Origin of the sequence: Stenotrophomonas maltophilia (assembly GCF_003970865.1) — a bacterium.
In the GTDB taxonomy this organism is placed as follows: domain Bacteria; phylum Pseudomonadota; class Gammaproteobacteria; order Xanthomonadales; family Xanthomonadaceae; genus Stenotrophomonas; species Stenotrophomonas maltophilia_AR.
Genome location: NZ_RXLZ01000079.1, coordinates 1 through 19,245 on the forward strand (window position 1 = coordinate 1; position 19,245 = coordinate 19,245).

Consider the following 19,245-nt stretch of genomic DNA (forward strand, 5'->3'; position numbering starts at 1 on the left):
TGACACTGCCCAACTACGAGTGTCGTACACTCGTTGTGTCTGTGTTTTTTTTTTACAAGCAAAGGCGGGAAACCAAGCTGGGGGCCCGGTCGGGGGCTCGGAGATTTGTATAAGGGACAGCCCTCAGGAAACCCGCTTTCAGCGACCAACCCAACCCACCACGGAGGGGCTCCGCCGTTCGCCGATCCCCGCCGAAGGCGCCGCCTCCCGCGCTGCAACATGCCCACGCGCAATCCTGCGCGATCATGGACCCCCGCCCCCGCCAGGACCGTGCCATGCAGCAGTACCTGCTTCTGATCTATATCGAGCCTGCTCTGCTGCAGGCCCTGCCCACCGAAGAATTCAACGCGCTGATGCGCGACTGCCTGGCCCATGCCGACAAGCTGCAGGCCGAGGGCACGCTGCTGGCCGCGCAGAAGCTGCAGCCGGTCGACACCGCGCAGACCCTGCGCGTGCGTGATGGCCACAGCCGCGTACTGGATGGCCCGTTCGCCGAAACCCGCGAACTGCTGGCCGGCTTCAACCTGATCGTCGCCCGCGATCGCGACGAAGCCATGCGCATCGCCCGCGACTTCCCATGGGCGCGCTTCGGCAGCATCGAAGTGCGGCCGCTGGAAGACATGGACGCCGAGCGCGAACGCTGCGGCGCCCCGGCTGCGGCTATGGCAGCAGCCGTACTCTGATCTCGCGCGGGCCGACGCCTTCGTTGCCGCTGTAGTCGCGCACGCTGGCGCGCACGATGTACTCGCCCGCTGGCAGCGCCGCCGGCTGCCAGCGCCCGGTTTCCATCAGGCCATCACGCACGGTGTTGGTGGCCAGGTAACGGAACCGGGTCACCGCACTGCCATGCACGGTGATGCCGCTGTCGGGGGCGTAGGCCACCCGCACCGCTTCCTTCTGCGGCGGCATGCGGTTGAACACGATGTTCCAGCGCGGCTGTTCATAGCCCTGCAGCGGCTGTCCGCCGGCATCGAGGATCTGGTAGCCCACCTGGTACATGCCCAGGCGACGACGCGGCAGGTTGTTGTCGACCTGGTCCCAGGCCTCGATCACGATCTGCACGCCGCGGCCCTGGCGCGCCACCATCACCACGCCATCGCTGCCGGCGGCCATCGGCTGGTCGTTGTCGTCCAGCAGCGCCACATCGGTGATGCGCGGTGCGAAGTGATCGGCGTAGTTGTGGAAGCCCAGCGCCACGGCATTGGTCTCGAAACCACCGGTACCCACGGCCAGATGCACGTGCGCCTGGTTGTTGATGCTGCCCAGACGGTCGCCGACGTGGATGCGCATGCCGCGGCGCACGCGCATCCGCTGCAGCTTGCCCTGCTCGTCGTACAGCGCCTGCCAGCGCGCGTCGTAGGGTTCATCGCGCGGGGTGCGGCCGACCCGCATGTGGATGTACTTGAGGCGGTCCACCGCCAGGCCCTCGGCCTGCTCACCCAGGTTCCAGGCGGCCACCGGGCTGCTGATCTTGCCTTCGGCGATTGACAGCACCGTCTGGCCGACATCACCGCGCACGTCGAAACCGCCATGCAGGTGGTGGCGGCTCTCGCCGGTGAAGTTGCCGCGCACCTCACCCAGCGTACCGACCACTTCATGCCAACCATCCTGCGGTGCCAGCGGCCAGCGGCCGCCCGTCTTCGGCAGCGCGGCATCGGCGGCCGGGCCGACCAGTGCCGGTGCCGGCAGTTCGCCCACCGGCAGCGGGCGCAGGCGATGCAGACGGTAGCTGGCGGCGTCGGCCACAAGCACGCTGCCATCAGCATCCATCGCCAGCCCGCTGGGGCGGGCCAGCCGCGGCAGGCGATCATTGCCAACCAGCGCGATCTGGTGGCCCTGCGGCGTCACCTGCACGATGCGGCCATCAAGATCGCCCACGTACAGCACGCCGTCGTGCGTGGTGGCCAGCGACAGCGGCCCATTGATCACGCCACCGGCGGCGACCACGGTGCTGACCGTGCCGTCGGCGCCTACGCGGCGCACGGCATTGTTGAACAGGTCGGCCACCAGCAGCGCGCCCTGCGCATCGAAGGCCAAGGCCACCGGCGTATCGAAGCGCGCAACGGCGCTCGTGCCATCGGCCAGGCCCGGCCGATCGCCGCCGGCCAGGGTGCGCACGTTGCCATCGGTACCGATCACGCGGATGCGGTCATTGAAGGTATCGGCCACGTAGACCTGGCCCTGCGCATCCACTGCGATGCCCATCGGCGCATCGAAGCGTGCCTGCGCGGCAGGGCCATCAACGTGGCCCTGTTCGCCACCAGCCAGCGTGGTCACCTGGCCATCGGTGCCGATGCGGCGGATGGCATGGTTGCCGGTGTCGGCCACGTACAGGTTGCCCTGCGCGTCGGCGGCAATGCCCGAGGGCGTGTTGAAACTGGCCTGCAGTGCCGGGCCATCAACGCGTCCCTCGCCCTGCCCGGCTACGGTTTCGACGCGGCCATCGGGAAGGCGGCGACGGATCCGGTTGTTGTCACCGGCATCGGTGAAATAGACGCTGCCATCGGCGCTGCGCAGCAGCGCGTACGGATCGGCGAAACGTGCCTGCACGGACGCGCCATCGCGGTCACCCGGCTGGCCATCGCCGGCCAGCGGTTCGATCTGCGCGGTCCACGCCAACGGCGTTGGAGCAGGACCCGCCGGTTCAGCCAGCGTATGCAGCGGTGTCTCCCACCAGGTTGCGGCCAATGCCACTACCGTCGCCAACGCTACGCCTGCCGCCATCCATTGCCACCGTGCCATCGTGCTGTGCTGCCTGCCTGCTGTCTGAAGAGGCACCGACAATAGACGCTGAACGCACGATCCGCCATGGCCAATCGTGCGGTCAAACGCCAGAGTTCCATCCATCGCGCTTGTTCTCGCTGGCTCCAGCAGGTTCAATGCGGTTCCCACGGATGGAGATCCTCCATGCCCCGCATCCTCCCCCTCGCCGCCCTGCTGATTGCCGCATTGGCCAGTTCATCCGCCACCGCTTCGATCACGGTGGCGCCACAGAAGCCGTCCGTCACCGCCGATGCGATGCACCAGGCCTATGCCACGCGATGGGATGAAGCCATCCAGCAGTCGCGCAGTGGCAACACGCTGGGCGCGCTGATCGCGATGGAACGGCTGATGGAAGATCCGATGCTGGATGACTTCGATGCCGAACATCGCGGCCGCGCCGCGCAGGTGGCGGGATGGACCGCGATGGTGCAGAAGAAGCCGGACCAGGCCCGCCGCTACCTGCAGCGCGCACAGGAAGCACTGCCGGACGATGCGCAGATCCTGCTGACCCTGGTCTCGGTGGAACTGTCCGAGAACCAACCGGCACCTGCCACGAAGCACCTGGTGCAGGCGCTGAAGCATGCCGACGCGCCGTTGCCGGTGGACCGCCACGCGATCAACTACCTGCAGTTCCGCCTGCGTGACCAGCCGCAGCAGCGCATGGAACTGCTGCAGGCGCTGTTCGACAACGGCTGGAAGAGCGGCGGCCTGGAACCCACCGGACTGTGGCTGGCACTGGCCACGCTGCAGGCCGACAACGGCCGTGGCGACAAGATTCCCGCCACGCTGGCGCGCATCACCGGCCCCGCCGAGATCATCCGCCTGCGCAGTGACAAACGGTTTGATCGCTATGTCGACCGCGCCGATGCCCGCTTCGATCCGGTGCAGGCTGCACAGAAGCACCTCGACGAACTGCGGGTTTCCGGCCTGCTCGACCGGGCGCTGGACGCGCGCATGGCCGAGTTCAGCAGCACGCTGCTGATGCTGGACCGCAACGAGGAAGTGCTGGCACTGACCGATGGCATGGCCGGTGCGGCGGCCGAAGGCGAGTCCCCTTCGGCGGCGGAAGCCGAATGGGTGGCGTGGCTGCTCAACAGCCGGCTTACGGCGCTGCGCCGGTTGGGCCGTACCGATGATGCGCTGGCCGCAGCCAAGCTGGCCGCACGCATCGGCGCACTGGGCCCGGATGGTGCCGAGCACCAGTTCAACGTCGGCTTCGTGTTCAGTTCGCTGGGCCGCATGCAGGATGCCGCCACCGCGGTGAATGACATGCCGGGCCTGGCCGGCTACGGCAAGGCGGCCCAGGCACTGCTGCAGTTCGTTGCCGCCCGTGAACGTGGCGATGCCAAGGCCGAACAGGCCGCGCGTGCAGCGATCCTGGCCCAGGGCGATGACGCGCGCCTGTTCCAGCGCGAGATGCTGCTGGACGAGGGCAATCTCGATGCCGCCGCTGCCGTGCTGATCGAACAACTGCGCTCACCCGTCGAGCGCGGCGAGACACTGGCCTCCCTGCAGGACATGCGCACCTATCCCTCGCTGCCCGGTGACGTGAAGATCGATGCGGCCTGGCGTGCGCTGAAACAGCGCGCCGACGTGCAGGCCGAGGTTGCCCGCCTGGGCCGCATCGAACGCTACGAACTGGTCAGCACCTCCACCTCGCGCTGAGCAGATGTCCTGTGGAGCCGAGCATGGGCTCGGCTCCACAACGCCACATGCGTGCAGCACCGCCCGCCTAGCGCGCCGGCACCTCGGTACGGATGCCCATCGCCTCGCGGTAGCGTGCGTACAGGGCCATCACCTTGTCCACGTAGGCCAGGGTTTCGGCATAGGGCGGCACGCCCTTGTAGCGGGTGACCGCCCCGATGCCGGCGTTGTAGGCAGCCGCTGCCAGCGGCCGGTCACCGTTGTAGCGACGCAGCAGCGCGCGCATGTAGCGGGCGCCGCCATCGATCGACTGCTGGGGCGAGAACGGATCATTCACGCCGTACTCCTGCGCGGTGTCCGGCATCAGCTGCATCACGCCCTGTGCCCCCTTGCTGGACACCGCCAGCGCATCGAAGTTGCTTTCGGCATGGGCGATCGCACGCAGCCATGCGTCATCGACGCCCGTGGCCTTGGCGGCGGCCTTGAACTGTTTGGCATGCTGGGCCAACTGCGGCTTGCCGACCTTGCCCAGGCCTTCGTGAGCAGGTTCGCCCGGCGGCGTGGCCACGGTGAACTTCAGGAACACCCGTGAGCCGGGCAGGTTGCGGGTGGAGTAGACCAGCGCGCCATCCTGCTCGCGCTCGTACAGCACGCCGCTGAACACGCCCATGTTGCCCCACAGGTTCGGGGTCTGGATGGCGTTGTCGTCGATTTCCTTCGGGGTGCAGCGTGAACCGGGTTCCGGCGCGGTGGCCAGGCTGACGGTGTTGCCCTGCACGCAGCGGTAGACGGTGCGCGCGGCGGCCAGCCCAGGCCACAGGCTGGGCAGCAGCAACAGCGCAAGCAGGAGAGGGTGACGGGGCATGGCGGCCGGATCATCCGGCCGCGCCCGCTAATGTTGGGTGAATGGGGGCCGGCAGGGCTGCGCCCTGCACCCGCAGAGGCAACGTCAACAGCCAGAGCAGCGCTGGGCAGTTGAGGGCTGGTCGGGTGGGTGTGGCCCGGCAGGACACGCCGTAAACCCATCCATGGGGGCTCGATGGCGCCATCCATGGCGCCAACGGTCCTGCCGGGCCACACCCGCCCGCCCTCGACAGTTTCCTGCGGCTGACAGTAGATCCACGCCATGCGTGGATGAAACTCTCTGGAGACGATGGGTCAATCGATGGAACGGAGACGTTGGATCACTTCGCGGTCCTCCGCCGCACCCAGTACCCCACGCCCAGCAGCACGAACCACGCCGGGCTGGCGATCAACGCCTGGCGGGTGTCGGCCTGCAGGCTCAGCAGCACCAGCACGGCGGCGAAGAACACCAGGCAGGCCCAGCACATGGCAACGCCGCCGGGCATCTTGAAGATCGATGCAGCGTGGCGCTCCGGGTAGCGGCGGCGATAGGCCATGTAGGCCACCAGGATCAGCGACCAGACGAAGATGAACAGCACCGTCGCCAGCGTCGTCACCAGGGTGAAGGCGGTCACCAGGTTCGGAATCAGGTAGATCAGCAGCGTGCCACCGAGCAGGCACAGGCACGAGAACAGCAGGCCGCGGGCGGGCACGGCGGCGCGTGACAACTTCGACAACCCGCGCGGGGCGTGGCCCTCTTCGGCCAGGCCATACAGCATACGGCTGGTGGAGAAGATGCCGCTGTTGGCCGAGGACGTCGCCGAAGTCAGCACTACGAAGTTGATCAGGCTGGCGGCGGCGGGAATGCCGGCTAGCACGAACAGCTGCACGAACGGGCTCTTGTCCGGCACCACCTGGCGCCACGGGGTGACGGCCATGATCGCGATCAGCGCCAGCACGTAGAAGATGATGATGCGCACCGGGATCGAGTTGATCGCCTTGGGCAGGTTGCGCTCGGGGTCGGCCGTTTCGGCGGCGGTGGTGCCCACCAGCTCGATGCCGACGAAGGCGAACACCGCGATCTGGAAACCGGCGAAGAAGCCGACCAGCCCCATCGGGAACATGCCGCCGTCATTCCACAGGTTCGACAGCGACGCGGTGTGGCCGCTGGGCGAGGTGAAGCCCCACGCCACCAGCCCGGCGCCGGTAATGATCAGCGCGCAGATCGCCACGATCTTGATCAGCGCGAACCAGAATTCCATCTCGCCGAACAGCTTCACCGTCACCAGGTTCAGCGACAGCAGCAGCATCACGCACGCCAGCGCCGGTTTCCAGGCTTCAAGCCCGGGGAACCAGAACTGCGCGTAGGCGGCGATGGCGATCACATCGGCGATGGCGGTGACGATCCAGCAGAACCAGTACGTCCATCCACAGAAGAAGCCGGCCCAGGGGCCGAGCAGATCGGTGGAAAAATCGATGAAGGATTTGTACTGCAGGTTGGACAGCAGCAGCTCGCCCATCGCGCGCATCACGAAGAACAGCATCGCGCCGATGATCAGGTAGACGAAGACGATGGACGGGCCGGCCAGACTGATGGTCTTGCCCGACCCCATGAACAGGCCGGTGCCGATGGCACCGCCGATGGCGATCAGTTGCAGGTGGCGGTTGGACAGGCTGCGGCGCAGGTGCTCGGGGGGCGTTGCGGGCTCGGTCATGGGCGCGGGCAAATGGGCGGGCGAAGCGTTCGACGGTAGTCCTCCACAGGCCGGAGCGCCAGCGTCGGATGGGCCAATCCCGTCAAACTTGGCCGCTTTCATCACAATGTGACCGAATACCGGATTCATCCCATTCCGCCCGGCCCGGCGCCATGCTCAGATAGCCGCACCTGCCCAAGGATCGGCCTGACCATGTGCCCTGCCCTGCCCGCCCCGCTGGAGCCCCGGCCATGAGCCGGCTGCGCGTCATCATTGGTGGCACCGCACTGGCGCTGCTGGCCGCGGCCGTGCCGATCGCGGTGATGGCCTATGCCACCTGGGACCGTGCGGTCAGCGTCGAGCAGCAGCGCCTGCGCGACATCGCCGGCCGCGCCCTGCGCCGCGCCGACCAGTCCTACCAGGAAGCACTGGCGGCACTGCAGTCGGCCGAGGTCGGTGCCCACGACGCCTGCGGGCCCGACCATATCCGGCGCATGCAGACGCTGGTGATGACCTCGCCGTCGGTCGACCAGATGGGCTACTTCGAGGGTGGCAAGCTGCGCTGCACGTCGTGGGGGCCGTTCCTGTCCGACGTCAACCAGCCCAAGTCCGACCACGTCACCAGTGATGGCGCCGGCATCGCCGTGGATGTGCGCCCCGAGGCAAGCGGACGGCGCCAGGTCCTGTCGATCCTGTACGGCAACTACGACGTGCTGGTCGATCCACGCCGCTTCGTCGATGTCATCGCCGACCCGAACGTACGCCTTGCCCTGGCCAGTCCGGACGGCCGCCTCCTGGCCAGGCAGGACGGCATGGATCCGGCATTGCTGGAGACCCTGCTGCGCGCGCCCGGTGAAGGCCTGGACCACAACACCCTGTACGCCACCGCCCGCAACGAAGAGTGGCTGGCGATCGCGACCACGCCGCGTACCGCGCTCGCCGCGACCTTCCGCCAGCAGGCGTGGCTGTTCGTGCCGATCGGCGTTCTGCTGGCCGCTGTCGGTGCCGGCCTGGTGATCTGGCTGTCGCGCCGCCGCCTGTCCCTGCGCGGCGAGCTGGCCACGGCGATCCGCCGCCGCGAGCTGTACCTGCACTACCAGCCCATCATCGAACTGGATACCGGCATCTGCGTCGGCGCCGAAGCCCTGGTGCGCTGGCAGCGCCCGGATGGCACCCAGGTGCGGCCGGACCTGTTCATTCCGCTGGCCGAAGAGGCCGGCATGATCGGCGCGGTCACCGATCTGGTGATCGAGAACGTGGTGCGTGACATGCGCGAGCTGCTGGTGGCAGACCGCAGCGCGCACATCGCGATCAACCTGGCCGCCGAAGACATCAGCAGCGGCCGTGCGCTGAAGATGATCTCCAAGCACATGGCCGGCAGCGGCATCCTGCCGCAGCAGATCTGGATGGAGGCCACCGAGCGCGGCTTCCTCGATCTGGACCGCGCCCGCACGATGCTGGCGCAGGCACGTCGCGCCGGGCACAGTGTGGCCATTGACGATTTCGGCGTCGGCTTCTCCAGCCTGCAGTACCTGGAACAGCTGCCGCTGGACGCGCTGAAGATCGACAAGTCGTTCATCGATGCGATCGGCACCGAGAGCGCGACCAGCCCGGTGACGCCGCACATCATCGACATGGCCAAGGAGCTGGGCCTGTGGGTGGTGGCCGAGGGCGTGGAAACCGAGGCACAGCTGGCGTATCTGCATACCCGGAAGGTCGAGTTCGCGCAGGGCTGGCTGTTCTCGCGGCCGCTGCCGCGGGATGAGTTCGTGGTGTTCCATCACAAGCGGCAGCAGCGCTATGGCGCGGCGCGGGAGCACATGCAGAATCCGCGCAGCGTGCCGATCGAGCGTGAGGGAGTGGAGTAGGACGGCGAACGGCGGAGCCCCTCGTGGTGGGTCGCGCCCGGTGAATCCATCAGTTGGGGCCGGGTGGATGGGTCGCGCAGGGGGCGCTGCAAGTACGTCCATGTAAGCTCGGTCGCCGCATCCATGCGGCTCACGCCCCTGCGCAACCCACCCACCCGGCCACGGACACATTGCGGCGGCGTCCCGCCACGGAATCAACGGAAGAAAGCAAAAGCAAAAGCAAACGCGGGTCGCTGCGCTCGGTAGATCCACGCCATGCGTGGATGGCGTGGACCACGGTAGTGCCGGCCGCTGGCCGGCACCTCCGTAACGTTTGCTCCGGGCCTACGCCCAGGCCTTCGGCCGTGCCAGCAGCCACGCCACGCTCACCGCCAGCAGCAGCAACGGCAGCCATCCCAACTGGTTCGGGCCGCCCGCCTGCAGCAGCGCACCCCCTGCAACGCCACCGGCGGCGATGGCCAGGTTCCAACCGGTCACCAGCATCGACTGCGCCAGATCCGCGGCGGCACCCGCACGCCGTGCCAATGCGGTCTGGAACAACGTAGGCACCGCGCCGAAGGCCACGCCCCACAGGATCGTCGCCAGCAGCAGCGGCGTCGCTTGGCCCGGCCACAGCAGCAGGGTCAGCACCGGCAGGATGAAACCGATCACCGCAGCCCACACCAGCGTGCGCAGATGACGGTCCACGCCCCAACCGGCAATGCCGATGCCGGAGATGGCGGCCACGCCAAAGGCCAGCAGCAGGCGGTCCAGCCACGGGCCGGCGCCGGCCTCCATCGCCAGCGGTTCGATGTAGGTGTAGAGCACGTTGTGCGCCAGCACGTACAGCACCATCACCGCCAACGCACTGCGCACGCCGGGCATGCGCCACACCGTAGCCAGCGAGGTCCGCTGACCGGCCGCCGCCGCCGGCAACGCGGGCAATGCCCAGCGCGCGTAGGCAAGCAGCACGACCGCCAGCACGCTCATCAGCGCGAATGCCCAGCGCCAGCCGATCTGCTGGCCCAGCAAGGTGCCCGCCGGTACGCCCAGCGACAGCGCCAACGGCGATCCGACCATCGCCACCGCAATGGCCCGGCCCTGCAGCGACGGCACCACCATGCGCGCCGCGTAGCCGGCCACCAGCGACCACAGCAGGCCACCACTCACGCCGGCCAGGAAACGTGCGGCCAGGATCAGCGGGTAGCTGCTGCTCAGTGCGGTCAGCGTGTTGACCAGCACGAAGCCGGCAATCGCAGCGAGCAGCAAGGGGCGTCGCGGCAGACGCTGGGTCAGCGCGGTCATCGGCAATGCGGCCATCACCGAGCCCAGTGCGTACACACTGACCAGCTGACCGACAGCCGCATCACTCACGCCCAGGCTTTCGCCCATCGGACGCAGGACGCCGGCCGGCAGGGTCTCGGTCAGCAGAGTGATGAAGCCGCCACCGGCCAGCGCCAGCAGTCCCGCCCACGGCAGGCGCGTGGCTTCACCGGCCGGGCTGGCCGCATCGATGGCATGGCCGCTCATCGGGCAGTCTCCAGATCGGCGTACACCGCATCACGCAGCTCATCGACGAAGGCACCGTCCATGCCTTCGTACAGCGTGTTGGTCAGCGCCACCACGCTCAGCCCGCGCGCAGGATCGACAAACCAGCTGTGCCCGTAGGCACCGCCCCAACGCCATGTACCTACGTTCTGCGGCGTGCCGCCGGCGGCCGCATCGCGCAGCACCGCAAAGCCAAGGCCGAAGCCCCAGCCGGCCGGTTCCGGCGGTCCCTGCTCGCCTACCTGCGGGCTGGCCATCTCCGCTGCCAGTGCGGGCGGCAACAGGCCTGAACGCTGCACATCACGCAAGGCCTCCAGCACCGCCATCACTTCATCGGCGGTCCCGACCAGGCCGGCCCCGGCCGAAGGGAAACGGCTGGCGTCGGTGGCGCGCGCGAGGCTGTACTCGATGCCGGCCGTACCCTCGAACGGAGCGACCACCTCACCTTCCTGCAGGCGATGCGGCTGCGGCGCGTCGCTTACATAGGGCGTGGCCAGCCGTGCCGCGTTGCGCGCAGCGAAGGCGGTGTCGCGCAGGCCCAGTGGTACGGCCAGCAAGCGCTCGTACAGTGCCTGCAGGGTTTCACCCGTCGCTGCTTCGGCAACGGCACCGGCAACGTCCACGCCCAACGAGTACAGCCACTGGCTGCCCGGCGCGAACAGCAGCGGTGCCTGCGCGATGCGGCGCACGTTGTCGGCCAGGGAGAGCGGGTTCGCGTCCAGGCCATCGCTGACCCCGGCGCGTGCATAGGGGCCGTCAGCATCCGCTTCCAGGAAGCGATAGCCCAGTCCGCTGCTGTGGCTGAGCAGCTGGCGCAGGCTGATCGCTGGCGTGCTGCCATCGGCCAGTGCCGGGCGGAAGTCCGGTAGCCAGCGCTGCACCGGCGTATCGAGGTCGAGCGCGCCCTCGGCCACCAGGCGCAGGATCACCGTGGTCAGCAGCGGCTTGCTGACCGATGCCAGCCGGAACAACTGGGCGCGTTGCATCGGCGTGGCCGACTCGCGATCGGCCAGGCCGCTGGCGCTGGCATGACGCAGCACACCGTGTTCGCGCACCAGCACCACCGCACCGACCAGGCGCTGCGGGTGCACCTGCTGCAGCAGCCGCTGCACCGATGGCAGCGTCGGCGTGGGTTCAAGGGAAGGAGCGGCATTCATCGCGGGAATCCGTGGGGAGAGGCCCGCCACGTTAGGCAGCACGGCGCAGCGCAAAAAGCCGGTTGCCGCTCCGGGCATCATGGACCGTGCAGTCCGCAATCGGCATGATGGCCGGAACTGCAAGGCCGCAACGGTCTCCACGCCACCCCGCACCACAGTGTTGCGATGGCGGAGCCGCCCGCTACGGCCGCGCCAATCTACCCTGCCGCTTTCATTGCCCGCACGCCCATGTCAGTCCTGGACAACCTCGCCAATCTGCAGACCTTCGTGCACGCGGCCGATACCCGCAGCTTCGTAGAGACCGGGCGCCTGCAGGGCATCTCGGCCTCGGCCGCCGGCAAATGCGTTGCCCGGCTGGAACAGGCATTGGGCGTGCGCCTGTTCCACCGCAGCACGCGCAGCATCACCCTCACTGCCGAGGGCCAGCTGTTCCTGGCGCGTTGCCGGCGCATCCTCGACGAGCGCGATGCCGCACGCACCGAGCTGGCACAGCCGCACGCCACGCCCCGCGGCACGCTGCGCATCGGCCTGCCGTTGGTGGGTGACCTGACCCTGCCGCTGATGGCCGAGTTCATGGCGGCCTATCCCGATATCCGCCTCGACCTCGATTTCAGCGATCGGCTGGTCGATGTCATCGAGGAAGGTTTCGATGCCGTGCTGCGCGTCGGCGAGCCCAGCGACTCACGCATGAACGCACGACGCCTGGGTGTGTTCCCACGCCGCATCGTCGCCTCACCCGCCTACCTGCAGCGACGCGGCACGCCGCACACACCGGCCGATCTGATGCAGCACACGCTGCTGCACTATCGCTTCCCCAGTACCGGCAAGCTGGAACTGTGGCCTGTCCACTGGCCCGACCATGAAACACCGCAGGAGCTTCCGGTGCACATGGTGGCCAACACCATCGAAGCGCGGGTAGCGCTGGCACTGCGCGATATCGGCCTGGCTTTCGTGCCGGTGCACTCGGTGCGCGATGCACTGGCCGACGGCCGGCTGGTGACCGTGCTGGACGATCATGTGCATTCCTGCGGCATCTTCCACCTGCTGTGGCCCTCGGGCCGCCACGTGCTTCCGAAGCTGCGGGTGTTCATCGACTTCGTCAGCGCCCGCCTGGAAACCGTGCCGTAGACCAACCACTCCGCGCCATGCGCCGCATCGCAGTAGATCCACGCCATGCGTGGATGCCCGTGTAGAGTCGAACCACGCTCGACTCACCCGTTGCCAACCCGACCATTCAGCCAACCCCGCTATACTGCCCCCTCATTCCTCCCAGAGGCTCGCGACCAATGCGCCATTGATGCCGCCGTCTTCCCACCAGACGGCCTGACTCTTCCCGCCCCTGCGCGCAGGGGAGAACCCGGCATCCATGGAGGTCGCATGACCCCGCATTCCCTCACGCTCGATCGCGTGTCGTATCGATTGGCCGACGGCCGCCCGCTGTTTTCCGATCTGACGTTTTCCTTCGAACCGGTCGCTACCGGCCTGGTCGGTGCCAATGGCGCCGGCAAGAGCGTGCTCGCACGCCTGCTGGCCGGCCGGTTGTTGCCCGACAACGGCCAGGTGCGCGGCAGTGGCCGCGTGTTCCTGTTGCCGACGCCCGGCTATCCACCCGCCGGCACGGTCGGTGAACTGGCCGGCGTCGGCGCGGAACTGGCCGCGCTGCAACGCATCGAAGCCGGCAGCGTGGACGAGGCCGACTTCGCCTGCGTCGGCGACCGCTGGGATCTGCGTGAACGCCTGCAGCAGCAATGGCGGGCGCTGCAGCTTCCCGATGACCTCGATCCCGCCCAGCCGGCCGCGCGCCTCAGTGGTGGCCAGGCCATGCAGGTCGCGCTGTCCGGTGCCTGGGCCAGTGGTGCCGACTGGCTGATCCTGGACGAACCCAGCAACCACCTCGACGCACGCCATCGTCAACAGCTGTACGAACAGTTGCAGCAGTGGCGCGGTGGCCTGCTTGCGATCAGTCATGATCGCGAACTGCTGGCACACATGCAGCAGATCGTCGAGCTCGATGGGCGCGGGCTGCATCGTTACGGCGGACCGTGGCAGCACTACGCCGACACGCGCGCCGCCGAACGCGAAGCCGCTGCTGAACAGTTCGACCATGCGCGTGCGCAGCACCGGCAGCAGCAACGCAGCGTGCGCGAACAGCACGAACGCCAGCAGCAGCGCCAGGCACGTGGCAATCGCGATGCGAAGCAGGCCAACCAGGCCCCGATCCTGCTCGGCCGGCAGAAGCAGCGCGCCGAGGCCAGCCACGGCCGCGCACAGCAGGTGCAGGCCGAACGCCTGCAGGCCAGCGCCGAGCAGCTGCGCGCAGCAGCATCCGCGGTGCATGCGGCGCCGGAACTGGCGCTGTTTGCCGGTGCGGGTGAACGTGGCAGCACGCGTCTGCTGCAGGCCGAGGCGCTGGTGCTGCCACATGGCTGCAGTGCCCCGTTGCAGCTGGCGATCCGCCGGGGGCAGCGCATCGCCGTGGTCGGTGACAACGGCAGTGGCAAATCCACCCTGCTGCGTGTGTTGGCCGGCCAGCTGCCTGCACGCAGCGGCATCGTGCAACGGCATGCGCCACTGGCCCTGCTCGACCAGCAGCTGCTGGGGCTGTCCGGCGAGCGCAGCATCCTCGACACCGTGCAGGCCGCCAACCCGGCCGCGGACCCAGGCGAGCTGCGCACGCGGCTGGCCCTGCTCGGGCTGGATGCACAGCGCATCCAGCGGGCAGCCCACAGCCTCAGCGATGGCGAACGCGTGAAGGGTGCGCTGGCCAGCGTGCTGTATGCCGATCCTGCGCCCCAGCTGTTGCTGCTGGACGAGCCCGGAAATGCGCTGGATCTGAGCGCCTTGCAGGCATTGGAGGAGTTGCTTGCGGCGTGGCCGGGCGCGCTGGTGATGGTCAGCCACGACCGGCACCTGCTGCAGGCATTGCGACCAACCCACGTGCTGCAGGTGAGCACCGAGGGTTGGCAGTGGCATGACGCCTTGTAGATCCACGCCATGCGTGGATCGATGCAGGGCGGGTAGTGCCGGCCGCTGGCCGGCACACCTCGAACCCTCAGCGCCCGCTCAGCGCTTCCACACCGGGAACGCCTGCGGCAACTGCTGCCACAGCAAGGGCCCCGCACGCAGCTCCTGGTCGTTGAGCAGGCAGGCATCCAGCTCCGCGCGCACGGCGCGCTCGTCCATGTGCACACCGATCACCACCAGTTCCTGGCGGCGATCCCCCCACAACGGGTGCCACAGCCGCTGCATCGCCCTGTGCGCGGCCGAGTCCGGAAATTCCTCAAGCCCCGGCAGCGGCGCGCTCCAGCAATCGGCCTGCTGCCGCGCCCATCCCAGGTCGCTGTAAGGCAGCGGTGTCGGCGGCAACAACGGCGCGGTGTCTTCCAGGCCGGCACGCACGCGGTCGCGCGCGGCGTACCAGAAGCCTGCGGCCTGCGTGCGCGTCGCCGCGCCCACGGTGTTCAGCTCACCCACCCAGTCCATGCGGTTGGCCAACCAGAACCAGCCTTTGCTGCGGATCACGCCCGGCATGCCGGACTGCAGCGCGCGGGCGAAGCGCGCGGGGTGGAACGGACGTCGCGAGCGGTAGACGAAGCTGCCGATGCCGTACTCCTCGGTTTCCGGTGTGTGCTCGCCCCGCAGTTCCTTCACCCAGCCCGGCGCACGTTGCGCACGCTCCATGTCGAAGCGACCGGTATCCAGCAGCTCGGCCAGCGGCACATCGCCGAAGCTGGACAACAGCAGCTTCGCGTCGCGGTTCAGGCCACGCAACACGGCCAGCGTGTCCTGCAGCACTTCGTCATCCACCTGGTCCACCTTGCTGACCACGATCACGTCTGCAAATTCGACCTGCTCGCACAGCAGGTCAACCACACCTCGATCGTCCTCCGGGCCGGCCTGCTGGCCGCGCTCGGCCAGTCGCGACGTCGAGCCGAAGTCGGCAAGGAACGCGCTGCCGTCGACCACCGTCACCATCGTGTCCAGCCGCGCAATATCACTCAGGCTGAAGCCATGCTCGTCGCGCACCGCGAAGGTGGCCGCCACCGGCATCGGTTCACCGATGCCCGTCGATTCGATCAGCAGATAGTCATAGCGGCCCGCATCGGCCAGGCGCCGCACTTCCTGCAGCAGGTCATCGCGCAGCGTGCAGCAGATGCAGCCGTTGCTGAATTCCACCAGCGTCTCTTCAGTGCGGCGCAGCTCGGCGCCACCTTCGCGCACCAGCTGCGCATCGATGTTGACCTCGCTCATGTCGTTGACGATGACCGCCACACGCAGGCCCTCGCGGTTGCGCAGGATCTGGTTGAGCAGGGTGGTCTTGCCGGCCCCCAGGAAGCCGGACAGCACGGTGACCGGAAGGCGACGGTCGGCGCGGGAAACAGTGTTCATGTCGGAGCGGGTTGGCTGCGGAACGGAAATGTTACTGTATAACAATTGTTGCGCAAGGAACCTCCCCCGATGAAGTCGCCTTCTGCCGCCCTGCTTGATGCTGGCGCGGTCGCCCTGTCCAGCCTGTGCCTGCTGCACTGCCTGGCGCTGCCCCTGCTGGCCGCCGCGCTCCCCCTGTTCGGCACCTGGGCCGAAGCGGAATGGGTGCACCTGCTGTTCGTGGCCATCGCCCTGCCACTGACCGGCTACGCGCTGTGGCGGGCCGAGCGCCGTCACCCGCTGCCGGTGCTGGCCTGGGCCGCCGCCGGCGTCGGTCTGGGCCTGTTGCTGGCCGGCGCGCTCGCGCTGCCCTCGCATGACTGGGAAACGCCGATGACGGTCACCGGCAGCCTGCTGCTGGCCGCAACGCATATCTGGAACGCGCGGCACCGTCACGGGTAGTGCCGGCCGCTGGCCGGCAATCCCATGAACGCTGCACGCCACGGGTAGTGCCGGCCGCTGGCCGGCAATCCCCCTGCTATTTGCCGTAGCGGCGCAGCAGCTCCACCAGCACCGCGGCCTCGTCCGCCCGCTGCTGCGGGTCATCGGCACCCACTACGTGTTCCTGCAGGTGCTCGTGCAGCAGCTCCATCAGCAGGCTGTGGGCGGCACCGCGCACCGCAGCGACCTGCACCAGCACGTCCGCACAGTCGCCGGCTTTACCCTCGGGCTGGTCCAGCGCCTGCTCCAACGCCGCCACCTGACCCGCGATGCGGCGCACCCGGGTCAGCAACTGCTTTCGATGCTTGTGTACATGAGCCATGGCTGGATCATATACCCTATGGGGGTATCCACTCCACCCCTTGGTTTGCCCATGCACCTGGACGCCCTCGCCGCCGCCCGTCGCCACGAACACCGCTTCGACGACGGCAATCCGCTGGCCGAACGCAATACCCGCCGCGCCCTGTGGCTCACCGTCGGCATGATGCTGGTGGAGATCGTCGGCGGCTGGTGGTTCAACTCCATGGCCGTACTCGCCGACGGCTGGCACATGAGTTCGCACGCGCTGGCGCTGGGCCTGGCGGTGTTCGCCTACCGCTGCGCGCGCCGCTACGCGCACGACCCGCGCTTCGCCTTCGGCACCTGGAAGATCGAAATCCTGGCCGGCTACACCAGCGCCATCGCCCTGCTCGGCGTCGCCGCGCTGATGGCCGTGCAGTCACTGCAGCGGCTGTGGGTACCGGCGCCGATCCACTACAACGAAGCCATCGCCATCGCTGCGGTGGGCCTGGGCGTGAACCTGCTCTGCGCATGGTGGCTGCACGACAGCCCGGGCCACGCGCATCACCACCACGGGCATGACCATGGCCATCATCACGGGCATGACCACGATCACGGCCATGCGCACGGTCACGACCTCAACCTGCGCTCGGCCTACGTGCACGTGCTTGCCGACGCCGCCACCTCGGTGCTGGCCATCGTCGCCCTGCTCGGCGGCAAGCTGCTGGGCCTGACCTGGCTGGATCCGGTGATGGGCCTGGTCGGCGCCGTGCTGGTCACGGTGTGGGCAGTGGGCCTGCTGCGCGACAGCGGCCGCATCCTGCTCGACGCGCAGATGGACGCACCAGTGGTGGCCGAAGTACGCGAAGTGATCGAACAGGGCCCGTGGCCGGCACGTTTGGCCGACCTGCACGTCTGGCAGGTCGGTCGCGGCAAGTACGCGGTCAGCGCCAGCGTGGTCACCAGCGACGCCAATCTGGATGCCGATACCGTGCGCAACGCGCTGGCGATTCATGAGGAGCTGGTGCACGTGACGGTGGAGATCCACCGCAGCGCATGATCCGCATCCGGTAGTGCCGGCCGCTGGCCGGCAACCTCATGGGCTCCGGAAACAATCCAGCGTTGCCGGCCAGCGGCCGGCACTACCGCTAGAGCTTCAGCATCATCCGCAGCAGGTACATCAGCAGCGGCAGCGCGCTCAGCACCGCACCACCGATGCCGATCCACGGCCAGCGCTCGCCGCGCACGCGCGAGGCCACCGCCAGGCCGCAGCCCACCAGTGCCGCGCCCAGCACGCCCACACCCAGCCCTGCGGCCATGCCATTACCGCCTGCGGCCACCGCCGCCTGCGCAGCCAGGCTGCCTGCCCCCCAGCCCACCACGATCCCCAGCCAACTGGCCATGCCGCACCACGGTGCCTTGCCCTTCGCCATCCGAAAACCCCTGTGTCCTTGCCGAATTTCTGTACGGACCATGCCCGTGTGCTGCCTACACTAGCCGCACCTGCCCCGTCGGGACATCCCATGCGCACGCTCCGCCTGCTGCTGCCCGGTGCCGTCCTGCTGCTCACCGCCTGCAGTGGTGATGCCGGGCTTCCTTTCAGTGCCGACCCGTTGCAGGGCTGCTTCGCCACCGGCGCGCGCAAACCGGCCGACTTCCGCATCGACAAGGAAGGCGGCCAGTACTTCGTCTCCTTCAGCCGCGGCGACCAGTGGCAGCGCGAGCCGAATGCCCTGCACAAGGCCACCCGCAGCGAGATCAGCCGCTACTTCCGCGATGACGCCGAGCAGATCGACAGCGCGTTGATCCGCATGGCCGGTGGCTTCGGCATCTTCCACTTCAACAAGGACGCGACGTTGAAGGGCAAGGCCAGTGATAGTGACTACATGGCGTTGATGCTGATCGGTGCTGGGCCGGTGTATGCAGTGAAGTGCCCGTAAGACGCAATGATTCTGATGGCGGCTCAGGGCACTATGGGCGCATCCTGTCTCCTTTGAGGAGCGATGCCAATGCTGCTGTTTCTGCTGCTTGCGGTAAGCGCACCGAAGACTCAGGGTGCCTATGACGAAGTCCGGCAGCTGTCCGATGGCCAGACCCTAATCATGCGCACCCTGGACTGGGATCTCGGTGATGGTCGCCACGAGCGCGTTACCGTGCACTGGCTGCTGCAGGAAGACGGCAGCCTGCGCTACGACTTTGATCGGCAGCCACCGGAGACCCAGGACGTCCATCGTCGGTCGTGCGCCCGTGTAGGCATGCAGCCGTCGCGTGGCGTCGGCATTCTCTCGGGGGAAGGGACCACACACGGCTACAGCTGCACCAGCCAGCAGTAGCGCCGAGCCCACGCTCGGCTCCTCCCGTCTACATCCACGCATGGCGTGGATCTACTGCAGCAGCCACGCGTGGCCCCGGCAACAGCTGCGGTACCATGCCTGTCTCTTATACCCATTTCCGAGCCCACGAGACGGACCCCTAACCCGTATGCCGCCTTCGTCTTGGAAAAAAAAAAAGAAGTGAGTGTTGTAGCAAGGGTCCGGGTGTGGTACGAAACGGGTGCGTGCGGGGGGCGGGGTACCCCAATCAACACTCGCGGCCCCGCGG

At 68.1% G+C, this 19,245-nt stretch carries 17 protein-coding genes; 9 read left to right on the forward strand and 8 right to left on the reverse strand.

All coding sequences use genetic code 11. The features are described 5' to 3' along the window. Positions 1-275: 275 nt before the first annotated feature. Positions 276-683, forward strand: a complete 408-nt coding sequence (locus tag EKL94_RS19725; RefSeq protein WP_005412102.1) for a YciI family protein — start codon at positions 276-278, stop codon at positions 681-683. Here the strand turns inward: EKL94_RS19725 and EKL94_RS19730 are convergent. Then, complete coding sequence (locus EKL94_RS19730) at positions 661-2,742, reverse strand: NHL repeat-containing protein (protein WP_126930342.1); 2,082 nt, start codon at positions 2,740-2,742, stop codon at positions 661-663. The two genes, EKL94_RS19725 and EKL94_RS19730, sit on opposite strands and share 23 nt — an antisense overlap. Positions 2,743-2,907: 165 nt before the next feature. Here EKL94_RS19730 and EKL94_RS19735 point away from each other — a divergent pair, with 165 nt between their 5' ends. Then, positions 2,908-4,428: a tetratricopeptide repeat protein gene (locus EKL94_RS19735; protein WP_126930343.1), complete on the forward strand. Its 1,521-nt coding sequence runs from the start codon at positions 2,908-2,910 to the stop codon at positions 4,426-4,428. 67 nt (positions 4,429-4,495) lie between these two features. Here EKL94_RS19735 and EKL94_RS19740 read toward each other — a convergent pair whose 3' ends face one another. Both EKL94_RS19740 and cycA read right to left on the reverse strand, forming a co-directional pair. Beyond that, positions 4,496-5,272: a lytic transglycosylase domain-containing protein gene (locus EKL94_RS19740; protein WP_126930344.1), complete on the reverse strand. Its 777-nt coding sequence runs from the start codon at positions 5,270-5,272 to the stop codon at positions 4,496-4,498. Between the two features lie 319 nt (positions 5,273-5,591). Then, positions 5,592-6,965 (reverse strand): D-serine/D-alanine/glycine transporter, encoded by a 1,374-nt coding sequence (gene cycA, locus EKL94_RS19745; protein ID WP_126930345.1) that lies wholly within the window; start codon positions 6,963-6,965, stop codon positions 5,592-5,594. A gap of 230 nt (positions 6,966-7,195) precedes the next feature. Here cycA and EKL94_RS19750 point away from each other — a divergent pair, with 230 nt between their 5' ends. Further along, positions 7,196-8,812: an EAL domain-containing protein gene (locus EKL94_RS19750; RefSeq protein WP_126930346.1), complete on the forward strand. Its 1,617-nt coding sequence runs from the start codon at positions 7,196-7,198 to the stop codon at positions 8,810-8,812. A gap of 324 nt (positions 8,813-9,136) precedes the next feature. Here EKL94_RS19750 and EKL94_RS19755 read toward each other — a convergent pair whose 3' ends face one another. Continuing rightward, the gene (locus EKL94_RS19755) at positions 9,137-10,321 is read right to left on the reverse strand and encodes an MFS transporter (RefSeq protein WP_126930347.1); all 1,185 of its coding nucleotides are present in this window, start codon (positions 10,319-10,321) and stop codon (positions 9,137-9,139) included. Then, a complete protein-coding gene (locus tag EKL94_RS19760) occupies positions 10,318-11,496 on the reverse strand; it encodes a serine hydrolase domain-containing protein (protein WP_126930348.1) in 1,179 nt (392 codons plus the stop codon). The genes EKL94_RS19755 and EKL94_RS19760 overlap by 4 nt, the downstream gene beginning before the upstream one ends. A 228-nt stretch (positions 11,497-11,724) precedes the next feature. On the opposite strand from EKL94_RS19760, the gene EKL94_RS19765 reads away from it, so the two are divergent. After that, entirely contained in the window at positions 11,725-12,624 is a 900-nt protein-coding gene (locus EKL94_RS19765) for a LysR family transcriptional regulator (RefSeq protein WP_126930349.1), read from the forward strand. A 249-nt stretch (positions 12,625-12,873) separates the two neighbouring features. Further along, positions 12,874-14,481: an ATP-binding cassette domain-containing protein gene (locus EKL94_RS19770; protein ID WP_126930350.1), complete on the forward strand. Its 1,608-nt coding sequence runs from the start codon at positions 12,874-12,876 to the stop codon at positions 14,479-14,481. A 78-nt stretch (positions 14,482-14,559) separates the two neighbouring features. Here the strand turns inward: EKL94_RS19770 and EKL94_RS19775 are convergent, their stop codons facing one another. After that, the gene (locus EKL94_RS19775; protein ID WP_126930351.1) at positions 14,560-15,885 is read right to left on the reverse strand and encodes a GTP-binding protein; all 1,326 of its coding nucleotides are present in this window, start codon (positions 15,883-15,885) and stop codon (positions 14,560-14,562) included. A 69-nt stretch (positions 15,886-15,954) separates the two neighbouring features. Between EKL94_RS19775 and EKL94_RS19780 the strand changes: the two genes are divergently transcribed. Next, entirely contained in the window at positions 15,955-16,326 is a 372-nt protein-coding gene (locus tag EKL94_RS19780) for a MerC domain-containing protein (RefSeq protein ID WP_126930352.1), read from the forward strand. Between the two features lie 76 nt (positions 16,327-16,402). Here the strand turns inward: EKL94_RS19780 and EKL94_RS19785 are convergent, their stop codons facing one another. Beyond that, positions 16,403-16,687, reverse strand: a complete 285-nt coding sequence (locus EKL94_RS19785; protein WP_126930353.1) for a metal-sensing transcriptional repressor — start codon at positions 16,685-16,687, stop codon at positions 16,403-16,405. Between the two features lie 51 nt (positions 16,688-16,738). Between EKL94_RS19785 and dmeF the strand changes: the two genes are divergently transcribed. Continuing rightward, a complete protein-coding gene (gene dmeF, locus EKL94_RS19790; protein ID WP_126930354.1) occupies positions 16,739-17,704 on the forward strand; it encodes a CDF family Co(II)/Ni(II) efflux transporter DmeF in 966 nt (321 codons plus the stop codon). An 88-nt stretch (positions 17,705-17,792) separates the two neighbouring features. Here dmeF and EKL94_RS19795 read toward each other — a convergent pair whose 3' ends face one another. Beyond that, positions 17,793-18,077, reverse strand: coding sequence for a hypothetical protein (locus EKL94_RS19795; RefSeq protein WP_126930355.1), 285 nt, complete (start codon positions 18,075-18,077; stop codon positions 17,793-17,795). A 90-nt stretch (positions 18,078-18,167) separates the two neighbouring features. On the opposite strand from EKL94_RS19795, the gene EKL94_RS19800 reads away from it, so the two are divergent. Continuing rightward, a complete protein-coding gene (locus EKL94_RS19800) occupies positions 18,168-18,584 on the forward strand; it encodes a hypothetical protein (protein WP_126930356.1) in 417 nt (138 codons plus the stop codon). A 69-nt stretch (positions 18,585-18,653) separates the two neighbouring features. Continuing rightward, positions 18,654-18,977: a hypothetical protein gene (locus tag EKL94_RS19805; RefSeq protein ID WP_126930357.1), complete on the forward strand. Its 324-nt coding sequence runs from the start codon at positions 18,654-18,656 to the stop codon at positions 18,975-18,977. Positions 18,978-19,245 lie beyond the last annotated feature (268 nt).

What these genes read in the sequence shown, in the direction of transcription:
- EKL94_RS19725 (WP_005412102.1), top strand. Translation starts at nt 276, where the DNA reads ATGCAGCAGTACCTGCTTCTGATCTATATCGAGCCTGCTCTGCTGCAG.
- EKL94_RS19785 (WP_126930353.1), bottom strand. Translation starts at nt 16,687, where the DNA reads ATGGCTCATGTACACAAGCATCGAAAGCAGTTGCTGACCCGGGTGCGC.
- EKL94_RS19800 (WP_126930356.1), top strand. Translation starts at nt 18,168, where the DNA reads ATGCGCACGCTCCGCCTGCTGCTGCCCGGTGCCGTCCTGCTGCTCACC.
- EKL94_RS19780 (WP_126930352.1), top strand. Translation starts at nt 15,955, where the DNA reads ATGAAGTCGCCTTCTGCCGCCCTGCTTGATGCTGGCGCGGTCGCCCTG.
- EKL94_RS19770 (WP_126930350.1), top strand. Translation starts at nt 12,874, where the DNA reads ATGACCCCGCATTCCCTCACGCTCGATCGCGTGTCGTATCGATTGGCC.
- cycA (WP_126930345.1), bottom strand. Translation starts at nt 6,965, where the DNA reads ATGACCGAGCCCGCAACGCCCCCCGAGCACCTGCGCCGCAGCCTGTCC.
- dmeF (WP_126930354.1), top strand. Translation starts at nt 16,739, where the DNA reads ATGCACCTGGACGCCCTCGCCGCCGCCCGTCGCCACGAACACCGCTTC.
- EKL94_RS19775 (WP_126930351.1), bottom strand. Translation starts at nt 15,885, where the DNA reads ATGAACACTGTTTCCCGCGCCGACCGTCGCCTTCCGGTCACCGTGCTG.
- EKL94_RS19750 (WP_126930346.1), top strand. Translation starts at nt 7,196, where the DNA reads ATGAGCCGGCTGCGCGTCATCATTGGTGGCACCGCACTGGCGCTGCTG.
- EKL94_RS19755 (WP_126930347.1), bottom strand. Translation starts at nt 10,321, where the DNA reads ATGAGCGGCCATGCCATCGATGCGGCCAGCCCGGCCGGTGAAGCCACG.
- EKL94_RS19765 (WP_126930349.1), top strand. Translation starts at nt 11,725, where the DNA reads ATGTCAGTCCTGGACAACCTCGCCAATCTGCAGACCTTCGTGCACGCG.
- EKL94_RS19805 (WP_126930357.1), top strand. Translation starts at nt 18,654, where the DNA reads ATGCTGCTGTTTCTGCTGCTTGCGGTAAGCGCACCGAAGACTCAGGGT.
- EKL94_RS19740 (WP_126930344.1), bottom strand. Translation starts at nt 5,272, where the DNA reads ATGCCCCGTCACCCTCTCCTGCTTGCGCTGTTGCTGCTGCCCAGCCTG.
- EKL94_RS19795 (WP_126930355.1), bottom strand. Translation starts at nt 18,077, where the DNA reads ATGGCGAAGGGCAAGGCACCGTGGTGCGGCATGGCCAGTTGGCTGGGG.
- EKL94_RS19730 (WP_126930342.1), bottom strand. Translation starts at nt 2,742, where the DNA reads ATGGCACGGTGGCAATGGATGGCGGCAGGCGTAGCGTTGGCGACGGTA.
- EKL94_RS19760 (WP_126930348.1), bottom strand. Translation starts at nt 11,496, where the DNA reads ATGAATGCCGCTCCTTCCCTTGAACCCACGCCGACGCTGCCATCGGTG.
- EKL94_RS19735 (WP_126930343.1), top strand. Translation starts at nt 2,908, where the DNA reads ATGCCCCGCATCCTCCCCCTCGCCGCCCTGCTGATTGCCGCATTGGCC.